A 15,723-nucleotide genomic window follows, 5' to 3' on the forward strand; every position below is an offset into this window, starting at 1 on the left:
TGAGTTCCTTATTATTTTGACAGCATTTCTATTTGTAGGGTTGTTAACGTTTGGTTAACAAAATCAATGTTGGGTAATTAAGCTGAAAATCGGAAATTCAAAAAAAGAGTCGGATATTCGGTTTGTGATTAGACGTACTGCGTGAGGCCAGAAAAAACGGGCCACAAGGTGAGGAGAAGTGTGATAACCGGACTGGGAGTGGCTAATTTAGGTAGGGTATTCAGTTTTGTTGAAGTATTAAAAAAGGGGCTCTTGAGCCCCTTGGAAATCTAGTTGGTATTACTTATCTAACAAAAAATCCAAAGCTAATTTGTAGCCTTTGGTACCCATACCTATGATGGTGCCTGCAGCAACAGGTGAGATGTATGAGTGATGACGGAAAGCTTCGCGTGCATGCACGTTAGAGATGTGTACTTCAACCACTGGTACCTCAACCCCTTTGATCGCATCGTGAAGAGCAATCGATGTATGCGTGTAAGCACCCGGGTTAAACACAACGCCAACGCATTCACCTTGAGTAAACTCACGGCCCGCTTTGTGGATGGCATCAATTAGGCTGCCTTCGGTATTGCTTTGAAAACACTCAGCGTCATAACCGTACTCCGCTGCGACTTTACGGCAGTTTTCTTCTACGTCAGCCAGTGTTTCGTAGCCGTATTGTGCAGGCTCACGTGTGCCAAGTAGGTTCAGGTTAGGTCCGTTGAGTATTAAGATTTTTTTCATTGAGTCATTGTCCTTAACGTAAATTCGCAAGCTGTGTTTGCTTAAAAGTATTGAGTTGTTGAGTTGAAACTTGGGCACCAGTGAACAGGGTGAACGCGTCATGTGCTTGATGGAAAAAGAGTTCAAAGCCACTCAACGTATTGATCGATTTCTGCTGTGCGGCTTTTAGAAACTCTGTCTCCCGCGGTGTGTATACGGCATCAAAACACCAAGCCTGATCCTGCAACCAAGAGGCTTCAATTGGGCAACCGGGTGTTTGATAGTGACCGATGGGCGTGCAATTGAGGACACCTTCTACTTTCTGTACCGCTGTTTCTAGCGTCGTTTCATTCAAACATACGGTATCTATATTCTCAGCCGCAAGCAGCTTCGCTAGGCTATTCATTTTTGTTAGATCCCGGTCATATATTGCGATCTCTGTCGCACCGAGATCGGCAAGTGAAAAGCAGATTGCTTTGCCGACACCACCACAACCAAGCACTACTACTTTGCCCGGCTTGCGCTGACCAAATTGGTTAAATGCAGCGATAAAGCCACTGTAGTCTGTGTTGTAAGCGATGACTTGTTGGTCTCGTTTAACCAGCGTGTTAGCTGCACCGACTCGCTTGGCACAAGGCGCGAGCTGATCGGCGACCGACAGTATTTGTTCTTTGTAGGGATAGGTAACGTTGGCTGAATCAATCTCGTTGTCGAACAAGTCTGTAGTGTGCTGGTGGAGTGCTTCTGCGCTGTTGGTGGTCAGCTCTTCGAGTTGATAGTGCAGTTCAATATTAAGCTTTTCAGCAAGGGCATTGTGAAAATCTGGCGATTGAGAACGTTGGATGTTCTGCCCTATGAGTCGACATTGAATCATGATTCACTCCTTATCGTTATTTGTCAGTACGCTAGCAAAACCCTCTTTCTCGCGATAATTGTTTTTTCCTAACACCCATTCAATTTTTGAAGATTACCGATAGAGCAGGGCGCAGCACCTAAGCTGTAACGGGTGTAATTGCACTCCCTATCTCAAAATCTTATACCTTACGAAATAATTGAAATATCGCCTTTGTCAGCACCTCTTTATAGTGAATACATCAGCGAGCAGTAACGACCTTTGAAGGGATTCACCTGCCGAAATGTATTAAGAGGGAACACAAATGCAGAACAACGTCGTAGTACAAAATATTCAGCGCGCAGACAAAGAGCTTATTGAAGGCCTGCGTCAATGTGGTGTGGCTACCATTCATGAAGCTCAGGGCCGTAAAGGCTTATTGGCTCACTATATGCGCCCAATTTTCCAAGGCGACGCGGTTGCAGGTTCTGCATTGACCATCTCAGGTGCAGCGGGTGATAACTGGATGATGCACGTAGCGATCGAGCAAGCAAAATCGGGTGACTTTTTAGTATTCGCACCGACTTCCCCTTCTAATCACGGCTTCTTTGGCGACTTGCTAGCGACATCCGCTCAAGCGCGCGGTGTGGTCGGCCTTATCATCGAAGGTGGCGTACGTGACACTCGTGACCTGCGTGAAATGAATTTCCCAGTATGGTCTAAGGCGATCTTCAGTGAAGGTACCATCAAGGAGACACTGGGTTCGGTGAACGTGCCAATGAATTGTGCCGGCGCTCTGGTTTACCCAGGTGATGTGATGGTTGCGGATGAAGACGGCGTTGTAGTTGTGCGTCGCGAGGAAGCGGAAGAGGTTCTGCATGAATCATTAGCGCGCATGGAACGTGAAGAAGCAAAGCGTGTTCGATTAGCGAATGGCGAGTTGGGTCTGGACATCTATCAAATGCGTGGCCGTCTAGAAGAGAAAGGACTGAAATATGTCTAGTCATCCCTTCAGTGCACCGTGCATGTGGATGCGCTCTGGTACATCAAAGGGAGCCTATTTCCTGCGCAAGGATTTACCAGAGAGCGAGCAAGCATGTGAGCAGTTTTTACTGTCGATGATGGGCACCCCCGACCCAAGACAGATCGACGGAATTGGCGGCGCAGACCCGCTCGCCTCCAAGGTTGCGATAGTGGAATCGTCAAAACGTGAAGGCGTCGACGTTGACTACCTATTTCAACAGGTATTTGTTGACCAAAAGCTTATTAGTGGCAAGCAAAACTGTGGCAATATTTTAGCGGGTGTTGCACCGTTTGCGATTGAACGTGGACTAGTTGAAGCACAAGAGGGTCAAACCTCGGTTCGCATCTTCATGGAGAACACACAGCAGGTAGCAACGGTTACCGTGCAAACCCCAAACAAGCAAGTGACCTATGCTGGTGACTGCCATATTGATGGAGTCCCTAATACTGCGGCTCCGCTAGCTGTCTGCTTTGAAGATACAGCTGGCTCTACTTGCGGTGCTTTATTGCCAACGGGGAACGAAGTCGACGTGATTGATGGCGTGAGTGTAACTCTGATTGATAACGGTATGCCTGTCGTGGTGCTACGAGCGCAAGATTTTGGCCTCACAGGCGATGAGTCTCGTGAGCAATTGGACGACAACGCAGAACTTAAGCAACGTCTGGAGTCGATACGCTTGCAAGCTGGGCCAATGATGAATCTCGGCGATGTTCGTGAGCTAAGCGTGCCGAAAATGACACTGGTGAGCGCACCTCAATATGGTGGTGGTATTTCAACGCGTACTTTTATCCCTCATCGCTGCCATGCGTCGATCGGTGTGTTGGGCGCAGTGAGTGTCGCGAGTGCCTGCATCTTGAATGACGCGCCAGCAAAGCAACTTGCTGAAGTCGAAATAGAAAAACAAATACATATCGATGTTGAACACCCAATCGGAAAGATGAGCGTGGTGCTAGACGTTGAACAAAATCAAGTGAAGTCCGCCGCGATCCTTCGCACAGCAAGAAAGCTGTTCGATGGCACCGTATTTGGACTGTAAGCCTGCTGAAAATAACAAGGAAGAAACATGGACGCTGATTACCTACCGTTCCACCCAAATCCAAGCAAGCCGAAGTTTGTGGTGCCAGAAGGCGCAGTGGATAGCCACTGTCACGTTTTTGGTCCTGCGGCTAAATTCCCTTACTCTCCGGCGCGTAAGTACACCCCGTGCGATGCGTCAAAAGAGCAGCTTTTTGCCCTGCGTGATCACTTAGGCTTTAGCCGTAATGTGATTGTTCAGGCTTCTTGCCACAGTACCGATAATCGCGCGCTTGTTGATGCGCTAGAGACGGCTGGTGAGTTAGCTCGTGGTATTGCATTCGTTGACGAAACTGTCACAGACGAAGAGCTACAAGCGATGGACAAAGCCGGCGTTCGTGGCGTTCGCTTTAACTTTGTGAAGCGCTTGGTTGATACAGTACCAACCGAAAAACTCAAAGCGATCGCTGAGAAGATCCGCCCATTAGGTTGGCACGTTGTGGTCTATTTCGAAGCGCAAGATATTGATGATGTGACGCCATTTCTCGAAGAACTCAATATGACGGTCGTGATTGATCATATGGGCCGTCCAGATGTGGCTAAAGGCGTTGATAGCCAAGAGTTTGGTAAGTTCATCTCGCTAATGGAGCGTAACCCAGATATCTGGTGCAAAGTGAGCTGCCCAGAGCGTTTGACTCAAACGCCACCTGACTACTCTGATGTAGTGCCGTTTGCTAAAACCTTGGTTGATCTGTTTCCAAACCGCGTACTTTGGGGAACCGACTGGCCACATCCAAATATGAAATCACACACTCCAGACGATGGCCACCTAGTGGATGTGATTCCACAAATTGCGACTACTGTAGAGCAGCAGCAAGCACTACTCGTTACTAACCCTATGAAACTTTACTGGCCGGAGAGCGTGTAACATGACTTACCTAAATAACAAGCCGATCCCCGGCACAACCATGTTTGATGGCGCGATGGCGCGTAAAGGCTATGGCTTGAACAAGATGTGTCATTCACTTAATGAGCAAGCGGGACGTGATGCGTTTTCAGCTGACGAAATGGCTTACTGTGACAAGTATGGCCTGACGGAAGCTCAAAAGACGGCAATCAAAGAGCGCGATGTTCTAGGGTTGATCGCAGAGGGTGGCAGTATCTATTACCTTGCCAAATTCGTCGGCATGTTGGGACTTAACATGCAAGACATTGGTGCGATGCAAACGGGTATGACAGTTGAAGAATTTAAACAGATGTTAGTAGAGGCAGGGAAATAGTTATGGCAAAGATCGTTGGCGGAATTACCACTTCCCACATTCCTTCAATTGGTAAAGCAATTGAGAACAATCTACAACAAACTGAATACTGGAAGCCTCTGTTTGATGCGTATCCACCGATTCACCACTGGCTAGATGAAGTTCAACCAGATGTTGCGGTCGTTTTTTATAACGATCACGGGCTAGAGTTCTTCTTAGATAAGAAACCGACCTTCGCGATTGGTGCTGCACAAAGTTATAAGAATGCCGATGAAGGCTGGGGTATTCCAACTATTCCAGAGATCAACGGTGATCCAGAGCTGTCATGGCACATCTGTAACGAACTGGTTGAGAACGAGTTCGATATTACCATCTGCCAAGAGATGAAAGTTGACCACGGTCTAACTGTACCAATGCAGCTGATGTGGCCAAACTTCAGCTACGGTCACATGAAGGTGATTCCGGTATGTATCAACGTAGAACAGCACCCAATGCCATCACCTAAACGTTGTTACGACCTAGGTAAAGCGATTGGTAAGGCCGTTGAAAGCTACGATAAAGACTTGAAGGTTGTTGTGCTTGGCACCGGTGGTCTTTCTCACCAGTTGGACGGTGAGCGTGCTGGCTTTATCAATAAAGAGTTCGACCTTTACTGTATGAAGAAGCTGATCGACAACCCTGAAGAGCTGACTAAGCTTTCGATCTACGACTTAGTAGAGCAAGGTGGTGCGCAAGGTGCGGAGTTCATTATGTGGCTTGGTATGCGTGGTGCATTGACTGGCGAGCTTAATGTGCTGAAAAGCAGCTATCACGCACCCGTGTCGAATACCGGCGCTGGTACCATGTTGATAGAAAACCGTTAGATCAATTTCAGATTTAAGCTTTCTAAAGCCCTAGAGCGTCGTGCTCTGGGGCTTTTTATTATTAGCAGATCAGCTTTGTTGAATCTCGTGGGACAATGCTATAGCCCGTGTCGACCACTCTTGGGACAAAATTCTCATCGTGGAAGCTTTCGAAAGCTAACTTAGCAAGCTCTTCAGCGATGATTTGACTATTAAGATTCACACTGGATAGGCTTATTGGAGTCAAACATGAACTTATTGAGAAATCACCAAAGCCAATCACACTGAGTTGCTCTGGGATGGCGATACCTCTTTGTGTTGCTTCTAAGATGACGCCGATACCGATCGCATCATTGGTAGCAACAATCCCATCAATGCCCCGATGGTTTGCTAGGGCTTGCGAGAGATGGCGTCGCGTATCTTCGTAAGAGTTTCGCGTGTAAGGTATATCAATAAGCACAGGTTCTTGTTGCTCTGCATTACGAAGTGCTTCGCAGTATCCGATGTATCGCTTTTGAGCACGTATATCATCTTTATAGCGTGTTGAAAAATAAGCGATTTTTTTACAGCCTGAATCCATAAGATATTGGGTTGTATCAAAGCCAGATTTTTCGTGTTCAAGCCCGACTCGAATATCGGTATCACCACCTAAATCGAGTAGTTGGATGACAGTCGCAGAGCTTCCTTTGAGCATCTTGTTGGTCGCATCAGTATGCTCTTGACCTGTGATGATTAGAATCGAAGGTGACCACTCAAGCATTGAGCGAACCTGCTCTTCTTCTTTATCTAAGTTGTGATCATGGGACGCTATTTTTAGTTGGAAGCCTTTTGGGCTAACTAATTCCTCTAACTGCTGCAGAATGTCACTGATCACTTCATTGGCAATGGATGGAACAATGACAGAAATGCTTTTGCTCTTGCTCCCAGTAAACTGACTCGCGATCTTGTTGTAAACATAGCCAAGCTCATCAATTGATTTTTGAATCTTATCGCCAGTTTTCTTAGAGACCTTTTCAGGCTTTCTGATATAGAGAGAAACCGTAGATGGTGAGACGCTCGCGTGAAGCGCAACGTCATCGATCTTAACAGTTTGAGTGGCTTTTTTTCGCATAAGGACGTAAACCTGAAGACTTAACGAGTTTAACAATAATCACAGTCGCGCCAAAAACGATAGCGGCAACCAAATATGGGTAGGTTACTGGTACCCCGTTAGGGTTAGCAATACCAAGTGGCGATAGCGTAACATAAATGAGAACTAATGCCGCGACCATAAATACACTATAAGCTTCGGCATAACGCCACTTCGCCATAGGAATCTGAGGTTTGCTCATTTTCTCGACATAAGCATGACTTGGTGAGAAATGGCCGATCAGCAACATAATCGAGATTTCCAGTACGAACAATATCCCCATAAGGTGGATGTAGTGAACGGTAATAACATCCTTGAAGATAAAGTTGTAAGCACTGTAAACAACGATATGGAAAGGTAGGATAAACTTCGCTGCTTTCGCTGGCACCTTAGTCGTTAAAAAGCCAACCAACACAATCGCGATAACCGGAATATTATAGAAGCCAGTGAATCGACGCAGCAGATCAAAGATACCGCTTGGGAACTCCAATAGTAACGGAGAGATAATAATAGAGATTAGCGCAAAACCGAGTGACGTCATTTTACCGACTCTAACCAGTTTCTTCTCATCATTACACTTCATTAGTGGGCTGTAGAAATCGAGCGCAAACAAGGTCGCACTTGCGTTCACAATACTATTAAAGTGGCTGATCACCGTACCAAACAATGCTGCAGCAAATAGACCCGTTAACCACCAAGGAAGAATCAACTTCACCAGCGTTGGGTATGCTAAGTCAGGCAGTTCTAGAGTATCACCGTAAATCTTAAAAGCGATCAGCCCTGGCAGCACCATAACGATAGGCACAATCAGTTTGATAGAGCCTGCGAATAACACGCCTTTTTGACCTTCAGACAGAGACTTAGCACCAAGGGTACGCTGAATGATCATCTGGTTGGTACACCAGTAGAATAAGTTCGCCGCAATCATGCCAGTAAAGATGGTTGAGAATGGGACGCTGCTATCTGCGTCACCAATGGCGTTGAGTTGTTCTGGGTTACTCTTTATTAGTTCTTCTATTCCAGTTAACGCACTGCCATCCCCTAGCATCATTAAACCCAGAACAGGAATAAGCAGAGAGGCGAGTAGTAACAGAACGCCATTAATCGTATCTGAAATTGCCACTGCTTTTAGCCCGCCAATTGCGGCATATAGCCCGCCTACAGCCCCCATAGCCAATGACAACCCAGCGATTACCCAGAAGTAATCGATATTAACCATCTCTTGTATGTGAAACATTTTCTCAATGGTGATTGAGCCGAGATAGAGGCTCACTGGATTGGCCATAATAACGTAGCCAATCAGACACATCATGCTGATCATACGGCGGGTGTGGGCGTCAAATCGTTCTTCCAAAAATTCAGGAATGGTGGTTAGCCCTCGCTTCAAGTACCTAGGAAGAAAGAACAGCGCCATGATGATAGTCGCGATGGCGGCTGTACTCTCCCAAGCCATACCACTGATATCAAATCGATATGCGTTGCCATTTAGTCCAATCAGTTGCTCGGCAGATAAATTAGACAACAACAGTGAACCCACAATGAAGTAGGCGGATAACCCCCTGCCAGCTAAGAAAAAACCGGACACACCCTCTTCACTTATTCCCTTTGTTTTTCTATAGGAATATAGCGCTACAATCAATGTAAAGAGCAAAAAGCTAAATGTAATAAAAAGTGACTGACTCATTAAAAGTACCAATTTGATAGCGTTTAAGTGGAAAATACCTACATTTTTTGGGCGTCTCACCCTGTTTCTTACGTAAAATTGACTTAAAACAATAAAAGTTAATTCGTATGCTATGTTTCTTGATAGAGATCTCATTATTGTTTTTTCGGCGTTGCGATCGTAGCGCTACGAAAATAAAGTTCACCCCAAGAGATACGAATAACAAGTTGGAAAATATGTTTAATACAGCGAATTTGAAGAAACGCGATATTTCGGAACTACGAAGCCAACGTTGGTACGCACCAGATACGATTCGAGCGTTTGCTCATCGTCAACGCAGCCAGCAAATGGGCCTGAATCGCGAAGAGTTCATGGGTAAACCCGTTATTGGCATTATCAATACGTGGAGTGACCTAAGCCCTTGCCACTCTCACTTAAGAGAACGTGCAGAAGCAGTAAAACGAGCAGTATGGGCATCAGGTGGTTACCCAGTAGAACTCCCTGCGCTTTCGGTAGGTGAAGTACTGGTCAAACCAACGACGATGTTATACCGCAATTTCCTTGCTATGGAAGCAGAAGAACTACTGCGTCAGCACCCAATTGATGGTGCAATTTTGATGGGGGGCTGTGATAAATCGACACCTGCTCTATTAATGGGCGCAATTTCAATGGATATTCCGATGCTATTTTGCCCAGCAGGACCTATGTCTTCAGGCAAATGGCGTGGCACAACAACAGGCGCAGGTACTCACACTAAGAAATACTGGGACCAACTTCGTTTAGGCGCGATTACTCAGCACGATTGGGTTGAGTTAGAGGGTGCCATGACTCGTTCTATCGGTACTTGTAACACTATGGGTACTGCATCAACGATGACTTCAATTGCTGATGCAATCGGCTTTATGATTCCAGGTGCTTCTTCTATTCCTGCTGCAGACTCCCGCCATACACAAATGGCTGCGCAGTGCGGTAAAACGATTGTCGACATGGTTTGGTATGACCATAAGCCGTCTTCTTGGCTAACTCGTGAAAACTTCCTGAACGGTATCGTTGCTTACATGGCTGTAGGTGGCTCAACAAACGCAGCCATTCACCTGATTGCGATGGCTAACCGAGCGAAAATTAAGATCACGCTTGATGATATGGAAGAAATTGCTCGTAAAGTACCTGTACTTGCGAACTTATTCCCATCGGGTGATCAGCTTATGGAAGAGTTTTTCTTTGCTGGCGGCCTAATGGCTCAACTGAAGAAAATCAGTCAATTCTTACACCTTGACGTAACGGGTGTGCTCAACACGCCAATGAGTAGCTGGTTAGAACACGCTGATTGTTACGATGACAACGTAATCCGTGACCTAGAAAACCCAGTAGTGCCACTCTCTCAAGGCTGCGCACTATCTGTTCTTAAAGGTAACTTATGCCCGAACGGTGCGGTAATGAAATCTTCAGCGGCACTGCCTGAACTGCGTAAGCACCGTGGTCGTGCACTGGTATTCGATAATCATCAAGATTTATCAGACACCATCGATCAACCAGACTTAGATGTGACTAAAGATACAGTCATCATCCTAAGAAACGCAGGGCCAGTTGGTGCACCGGGTATGCCGGAATGGGGCAACCTTCCAATTCCTAAGAAACTTCTTAAAGAAGGCGTCACTGACATGGTTCGAATTACCGATGCACGCATGTCAGGCACACACTACGGCACTTGTATCTTACACGTTGCGCCAGAATCAGCAGTAGGTGGTCCACTCGCATTGGTGAAAACTGACGACATCATCGAGCTCGATATTGAAGCAGGCACACTGAACATGCTGGTGTCTGAAGAAGAGCTAGCAAATCGCCGTGAGAACTTGAAGCCAACACACAAAACATTCGAGCGTTCGTACGCTGCGCTATACCAGCAACACGTAACTCAAGCAGACGAAGGGTGTGATTTCGATTTCCTTCAAGCGGGCAGCGACGTTCCAGAACCACCAATTCACTAAGGTATAAACAATGAATAAATTTAAAAACGCAATTGAAGCTGGTGACGTACAGCTTGGTACTTGGATGATGACTGGCAGCGACACCGTTGCTGAAGCGATGGCGACAGTGGGCTTTGACTTCTTGGTTCTTGACCAAGAACACGTGCCAGTAGACTCACTCGATGCAATCCGCATTGACCGTGCCGTTCGCAACGCATCAAACAAAACAGTACCGCTTTACCGTCTAGCGTGGAATGACGTGGTGTTGATTAAGCGTGCTCTTGATGGTGGTGCAAACTCACTAATGGTGCCATTCATTAACACGGCAGAAGAAGCAAAAGCGGCAGTAGAAGCAGCTTACTACCCACCACTAGGTAAGCGTGGTTTTGCAGCTGTTCACCGCGCTTCTATGTACGGTTCAAACTCTGATTTCCTACGTGAAGCAAACGAAGAGCTATGCTTCATTTTACAGATGGAAACACCAGAGGCGATCGACAATATGGAAGAGATTGCAGCGGTTGAAGGTGTGACTGGCTTCTTCATCGGCCCTGGCGATATGTCTGCGGCAATGGGCCATACGGGTAACCCGTCTCACCCTGAGGTACAAGCAAAAATCGCACAAGGTTTAGATAAAGCGAAAACACTGGGTCTACCTTGCGGGATCGTTGGCGGTACACCTGAATTGGCAAACAAATACCAAGAAATGGGTTTCTCATTCGTCGCGCTAGGTTCTGATATGAGCTACCTAATGGCTCGTGCAAAAGAGCAGCTAGCAGCTATCCGTGGTGAAGAAATCACAGTATCAGGCGGTGAGGTTTACTAATGCTTAATATCGTCACTAAAACTCAAGGCGAACTTGTACTTAAAGTCGCTCCACAACTTGGCGGTGCAATCGCAGGCTTAACCTATCGAGGTATCGATATTTTAAGGCCGTTACCTAATCAAGATGATGTGATTGTGAATCAGTCGGGCAGTTTTCCTCTTGTGCCTTACTCCAACCGAATCGGGCTGGGTAAATTTGAGTTTGGTGGCGAGCGTTATGAACTAATTAAAAACTTTGGGGACCACCCACATTCCATTCATGGGAACGCTTGGAAAGGTGAATGGGTAGTGGCTGAAGAATCTGCGACAGGGTGTGTCCTCAAGTTTTTACACCAAGCTGACTTGGAAGAATACCACCACTGGCCTTGGCCTTATCAAGCGACTCAAACCTTTGAACTGCTTGAGAATGAGCTGAGAGTGACACTGAAATATTTCAATCTAGCAGAGCGCACTGTGCCTGTTGGCCTTGGTTTCCACCCTTACTTTGCCAATGCTGACCGAAGCTTGATTCAACTTAACGCAGACAAGGTTTTACTCAACGATGAAAACACCTTGCCATGTGCCACCGTTGATGTGCCTAAAGATTGGGATTTCAGTACTTTACGACGCCCTCAACCAGAGTCAGTCGATAACTGCTTCTCAGGTTGGGATGGTCACGCCAATGTCATTTGGCCTGAACAAGGTATCAGAGCGGAAATGAGTTCTCCGGATGCAAGCAATGTGATTGTGTTCGTGCCAGGAACTGAGAAAAACTTCGTTGCTATCGAGCCGGTAACGAATGTGAACAACGCAATTAATGACCTCACCAGTGGTGAAAGTGACCAGGCAATGAAGCTCGTCGATGCTGGTCAGTCCGTATCAATGACAATGATTATTAAGGTTTCAGACTATGAGTAATCCAGAAGTCTTATTCGATTACATCGGGCATTTACCTGAATGTCCAACTTGGGATGCCAAGACCCAAACTCTACTTTGGACAGACATTCTAGAACACGAGATCCATCGTTTCTGCCCTGAGAGCAAAGCTCACACGGTATTGAACTTCGAAGAAGAAGTGGGTTGTTTTGCTCTGCGTGAAAAAGGCGGTTTTATTGCAGCTATGCGCACAGGCATCTTCCTTACTGATGACAGCGGCAAGATCGAAAAACAAGTATGTGAAAACCCAAACAACCCGTTTGTTGCGCGTTTCAATGACGGCGGTGTTGACCAAGATGGCCGCTTCTATGCGGGCACTTACTGGGGCCCAAGAACGTTCAACGGTGCAATGTTGATGCGTATTGATGCATCGCTTACACCAAAGGTTGTGCAGTGCGACATTCTTGGCGCTAACGGCCTTGCCTTCAGCCCTGACAAAAAGTGGATGTACACCACTGACACTCCTAACCATGTGATGTACCGAACCCCTCTACTGGCGGACGGTGAACTGGGAATGCGTGAAGTGTTTAAGACTTTCCCTCAAGGCAATGGTCGTCCTGACGGTGCGGCAGTTGATGTGGAAGGTTGTTACTGGACGGCACTGTTTGATGGTCACCGTATCGCAAGAATCAGCCCTGAAGGCGAGATCCTTGAAGAGTACCCATTGCCAGTGCGCTGCCCAACCATGGTCTGCTTTGGTGGTGACGATATGAAGACACTCTTCATTACAACTACTCGTGAAAACATGGAACAGGAAGAACTTGAAGAGCGCCCACTTTCCGGTGCGATCTTCACAATGAGAACCAACGTGGCCGGTATGGTCAAACCAACATTTTTAGAGAACGAATAATATGCAAACTATTGGATTTATTGGCCTAGGTCTTATGGGTGAAGCGATGTCAAAGAACATCGTTCAAAAACACGAAGGTAAAGTTTTTGTTTACGACCTAAACAAAGAGCAAGTCGCTAAGCTTGTGGACGCTGGCGCAACAGCAGCAGACAGCATCGCAGAAGTTGCGAAAAAAGCCGACGTTATCATCTCGATGGTACCGAAGTCAGTTCACGTACAAGCCGTTTACAAAGAGCTTATCCCTGAACTATCTGAGCGCCATATTACTATCGACATGTCGACTATCGATCCAAGCGTGTCTATCGAAGTATCTAAGCAAGTGGCTGAAACTGGCGCAATTATGCTTGATGCACCAGTAGTTAAATCAGTACCGGCAGCCATCGCTGCTGACTTAGGTATCTACATCGGTGGTGACAAAGCTGCATACGCAAAAGTAGAACACATCTTGGCAATGATGGGTTCAAACCAAATTCACCTTGGTGACAATGGCCGTGGTCTTGTGATGAAAATTCTTCACAACAACCTAGTTGGTGGCATTCAAAACGCGATGAACGAAATGGTTGCAGCAGCTGAGCACTACGGTATCGAAAAAGACGACTTTGGCACCGCATGTTCTTACGGTGGTGCGTCGAACTTTTACATGACAGGCAAGCTTCCTGCTGTCGCTAAACAAGATTACACCACTGCTTTTTCTCTAGAGAACATGGCAAAAGACGTTCACATCATGAAATCAATGATGGAAGAGTCAGGCCTGACACTTCCAGGTGCAGATGTCGTTAAAGCGGTATACGACCAAGGCTTAGAAGCGGGTATCGGCGGTGAAGACTTCTGTGCAACTTACAAAGTTGTTCAACAAAATTCAAAAGCATAACTAATTTCACCTCCGGCTATCGGCTGGAGGTAATTTCCAATTGAGGCAAAAGAAAATGAATTACGCAGAAAATGTAAAATACGCATCTCTTGAAGGCAAAGTTGCAGTAATTACGGGTGGTGCAAGTGGCATCGGTGAAGAGCTGGTACGCAGCTTTGTAAGCCAAGGCTCTAAAGTTGCTTTCCTAGATTACGACAAAGAAGCAGGTGAGAAACTGGCTGAAGAACTTGGTTGCCTATTCCTGTTCTGTGATGTGACCAACACTGAACTGCTTCAAAACTGTTTCCAAGAAGTGTCTAAGCACTACGGCACGGTTGATATCCTAGTGAACAACGCGGGTTCTGATGATCACCACACTATCGATGATCTAACAGAAGAATACTTCGACAACCGCATCAACATGAACCTACGTCACCAGTTGTTTGCGATTCAAAGCGTTATTGATGGCATGACAGAAAAAGGCGCTGGCTCAATCATCAACATGGGTTCAATCAACTGGATGCGTGGCCGACCAGGTCGCGTGTGTTACTCACTGTCTAAAGCGGCTATCCACGGTTTCACTCGTACTCTAGCGCAAGAGCTAGGTGAGCGTGGTATTCGTGTAAACAGCCTTGTTCCTGGCGCAATCCGCACACCTAAGCAAGACGCAATGTGGGCAAAACTAGACCCATCAGCAGTAAACCAATTCGTAGAACTTCAAGCGCTTAAATTCCGCTTAGACGGTACTCACTGTGCTCGTCTAGCGCTGTTCCTAGGTTCGGATGAATCTTGTGGTTGTACTGGCCAAGACTTCATTGTAGATGCAGGTCTAACTCTTAACTAATTATAATTAAACGGATTTTTAGCAATGTCATTTTTTGATTTAACAACTCCAGATGGAGACGCACTAAGCGGCACAACAGTAATAACGGTTGTGGGTCTTATGTTCATGTACACCTTTGTCGGTATTTGTGCTGGCTTTGGTGGTGGCCTAACGACGATGCCTTTGGTATCAATGCTTTTACCAGTAAAAATGGCGGCACCGATGTCCGTTATGGTTGGTACCGCAACAGCTCTTTACGCGACATGGTTATCTCGTAAAGAGACTGACTGGAAATCAGCAATGGTTCTGATTGGTTTCTCTATCTTAGGTGTACCAGTAGGTATCTACGCACTGTCTTACCTGCCAGATAGCATCATGAAAATGGGCCTAGGTATTTTCCTAATCGCTTACTCTTTTTACAGCCTATTTATTCCACGCCTACCGGTTTACGATAAAAACTGGATTGCAGCGCCAATGGGTGCAGTAGCGGGTGCTTTAGGTGCGGCGTTCTCTACGAATGGTCCACCGGTTGTTATCTACGGTATGCTTCGTAACCTTGGTCCTGCGGCTTTCCGTGGCACACTGAACGCGTTCTTTACTGCAAACAACCTAACAATCATTGGTGGTTTGGCAACAAGCGGTATTCTAACTGTCGATACAGTGAAGCTAGTAATGTTCGCTATCCCGACTATGATTCTAGGCTCTGTTGTTGGTCAGTACGTTCATAAACGCATTCCAACATCTGTGTTCCGCCTAATGGTATTTGTACTGCTGATTGCTTCAGGTGCAATGCTAATTAAAGGTGCTGCTGACTTACCTGCTGCTCTTTGTCTAGGTGTTGCATTTGGTGCACTTGCTATCTGCCAACTTGCTTTCGGTAAGAAAGTAGCGGCTATCCGTAAAGCGGATGAAGAAGAAAAAGCGAAAGCAGCTGCGGCAACAGCATAACTGATTCTTTCTATCGTTGAATGAAAAAGCCCTATAACGTTTCATCGTTATAGGGCTTTCTTTTGGTTCTTCGCAGGTTAGCG

16 protein-coding genes are annotated in these 15,723 nt (G+C 46.4%); 12 read left to right on the forward strand and 4 right to left on the reverse strand.

What is annotated here, in order from left to right:
* Positions 1–279: 279 nt before the first annotated feature.
* The gene (gene aroQ / locus KI743_RS19525) at positions 280–723 is read right to left on the reverse strand and encodes a type II 3-dehydroquinate dehydratase (protein ID WP_285467815.1); all 444 of its coding nucleotides are present in this window, start codon (positions 721–723) and stop codon (positions 280–282) included.
* 13 nt (positions 724–736) lie between these two features.
* Positions 737–1,576 carry a shikimate dehydrogenase gene (locus KI743_RS19530; RefSeq protein WP_285467816.1) on the reverse strand — a complete coding sequence of 280 codons (840 nt, stop codon included), beginning with the start codon at positions 1,574–1,576 and terminating at the stop codon, positions 737–739.
* Between the two features lie 283 nt (positions 1,577–1,859).
* Between KI743_RS19530 and KI743_RS19535 the strand changes: the two genes are divergently transcribed.
* The 5 genes from KI743_RS19535 to KI743_RS19555 are packed head-to-tail and all read left to right on the forward strand — an operon-like array spanning position 1,860 to position 5,694.
* A complete protein-coding gene (locus tag KI743_RS19535) occupies positions 1,860–2,537 on the forward strand; it encodes a 4-carboxy-4-hydroxy-2-oxoadipate aldolase/oxaloacetate decarboxylase (protein ID WP_285467817.1) in 678 nt (225 codons plus the stop codon).
* A complete protein-coding gene (locus tag KI743_RS19540; protein ID WP_285467818.1) occupies positions 2,530–3,594 on the forward strand; it encodes a 4-oxalomesaconate tautomerase in 1,065 nt (354 codons plus the stop codon). The genes KI743_RS19535 and KI743_RS19540 overlap by 8 nt, the downstream gene beginning before the upstream one ends.
* A gap of 27 nt (positions 3,595–3,621) precedes the next feature.
* Positions 3,622–4,500, forward strand: coding sequence for an amidohydrolase family protein (locus KI743_RS19545; protein WP_150868289.1), 879 nt, complete (start codon positions 3,622–3,624; stop codon positions 4,498–4,500).
* 1 nt (position 4,501) lies between these two features.
* Positions 4,502–4,852, forward strand: a complete 351-nt coding sequence (locus tag KI743_RS19550; RefSeq protein WP_105058664.1) for a protocatechuate 4,5-dioxygenase subunit alpha — start codon at positions 4,502–4,504, stop codon at positions 4,850–4,852.
* A gap of 2 nt (positions 4,853–4,854) precedes the next feature.
* Entirely contained in the window at positions 4,855–5,694 is an 840-nt protein-coding gene (locus KI743_RS19555; RefSeq protein WP_061034043.1) for a class III extradiol dioxygenase family protein, read from the forward strand.
* 61 nt (positions 5,695–5,755) lie between these two features.
* Here KI743_RS19555 and KI743_RS19560 read toward each other — a convergent pair whose 3' ends face one another.
* Complete coding sequence (locus tag KI743_RS19560; RefSeq protein ID WP_285467819.1) at positions 5,756–6,784, reverse strand: LacI family DNA-binding transcriptional regulator; 1,029 nt, start codon at positions 6,782–6,784, stop codon at positions 5,756–5,758.
* Positions 6,756–8,486, reverse strand: a complete 1,731-nt coding sequence (locus KI743_RS19565) for a solute:sodium symporter family transporter (protein ID WP_285467820.1) — start codon at positions 8,484–8,486, stop codon at positions 6,756–6,758. Before KI743_RS19565 ends, KI743_RS19560 begins: the two co-directional genes overlap by 29 nt.
* 215 nt (positions 8,487–8,701) lie before the next feature.
* Between KI743_RS19565 and KI743_RS19570 the strand changes: the two genes are divergently transcribed.
* From KI743_RS19570 to KI743_RS19600, 7 genes are read left to right on the forward strand one after another with little or no spacing between them, the layout of a single operon-like run.
* Positions 8,702–10,453 (forward strand): IlvD/Edd family dehydratase, encoded by a 1,752-nt coding sequence (locus KI743_RS19570; RefSeq protein WP_045419559.1) that lies wholly within the window; start codon positions 8,702–8,704, stop codon positions 10,451–10,453.
* A gap of 10 nt (positions 10,454–10,463) precedes the next feature.
* Positions 10,464–11,255, forward strand: a complete 792-nt coding sequence (locus tag KI743_RS19575) for an HpcH/HpaI aldolase/citrate lyase family protein (protein WP_285467821.1) — start codon at positions 10,464–10,466, stop codon at positions 11,253–11,255.
* The gene (locus KI743_RS19580) at positions 11,255–12,151 is read left to right on the forward strand and encodes an aldose 1-epimerase (protein ID WP_285467822.1); all 897 of its coding nucleotides are present in this window, start codon (positions 11,255–11,257) and stop codon (positions 12,149–12,151) included. The genes KI743_RS19575 and KI743_RS19580 overlap by 1 nt, the downstream gene beginning before the upstream one ends.
* Positions 12,144–13,019 carry an SMP-30/gluconolactonase/LRE family protein gene (locus KI743_RS19585; RefSeq protein ID WP_105058669.1) on the forward strand — a complete coding sequence of 292 codons (876 nt, stop codon included), beginning with the start codon at positions 12,144–12,146 and terminating at the stop codon, positions 13,017–13,019. Before KI743_RS19580 ends, KI743_RS19585 begins: the two co-directional genes overlap by 8 nt.
* Position 13,020: 1 nt before the next feature.
* Complete coding sequence (locus KI743_RS19590) at positions 13,021–13,890, forward strand: NAD(P)-dependent oxidoreductase (protein ID WP_285467825.1); 870 nt, start codon at positions 13,021–13,023, stop codon at positions 13,888–13,890.
* 55 nt (positions 13,891–13,945) lie between these two features.
* A complete protein-coding gene (locus tag KI743_RS19595; protein ID WP_285467827.1) occupies positions 13,946–14,713 on the forward strand; it encodes an SDR family NAD(P)-dependent oxidoreductase in 768 nt (255 codons plus the stop codon).
* Between the two features lie 24 nt (positions 14,714–14,737).
* On the forward strand, positions 14,738–15,640 hold the full coding sequence (locus KI743_RS19600; protein ID WP_285467829.1) for a sulfite exporter TauE/SafE family protein: 903 nt from the start codon (positions 14,738–14,740) through the stop codon (positions 15,638–15,640).
* Positions 15,641–15,723 lie beyond the last annotated feature (83 nt).

It is taken from the genome of Vibrio sp. D420a (assembly GCF_030248625.1).
In the GTDB taxonomy this organism is placed as follows: domain Bacteria; phylum Pseudomonadota; class Gammaproteobacteria; order Enterobacterales; family Vibrionaceae; genus Vibrio; species Vibrio fortis_A.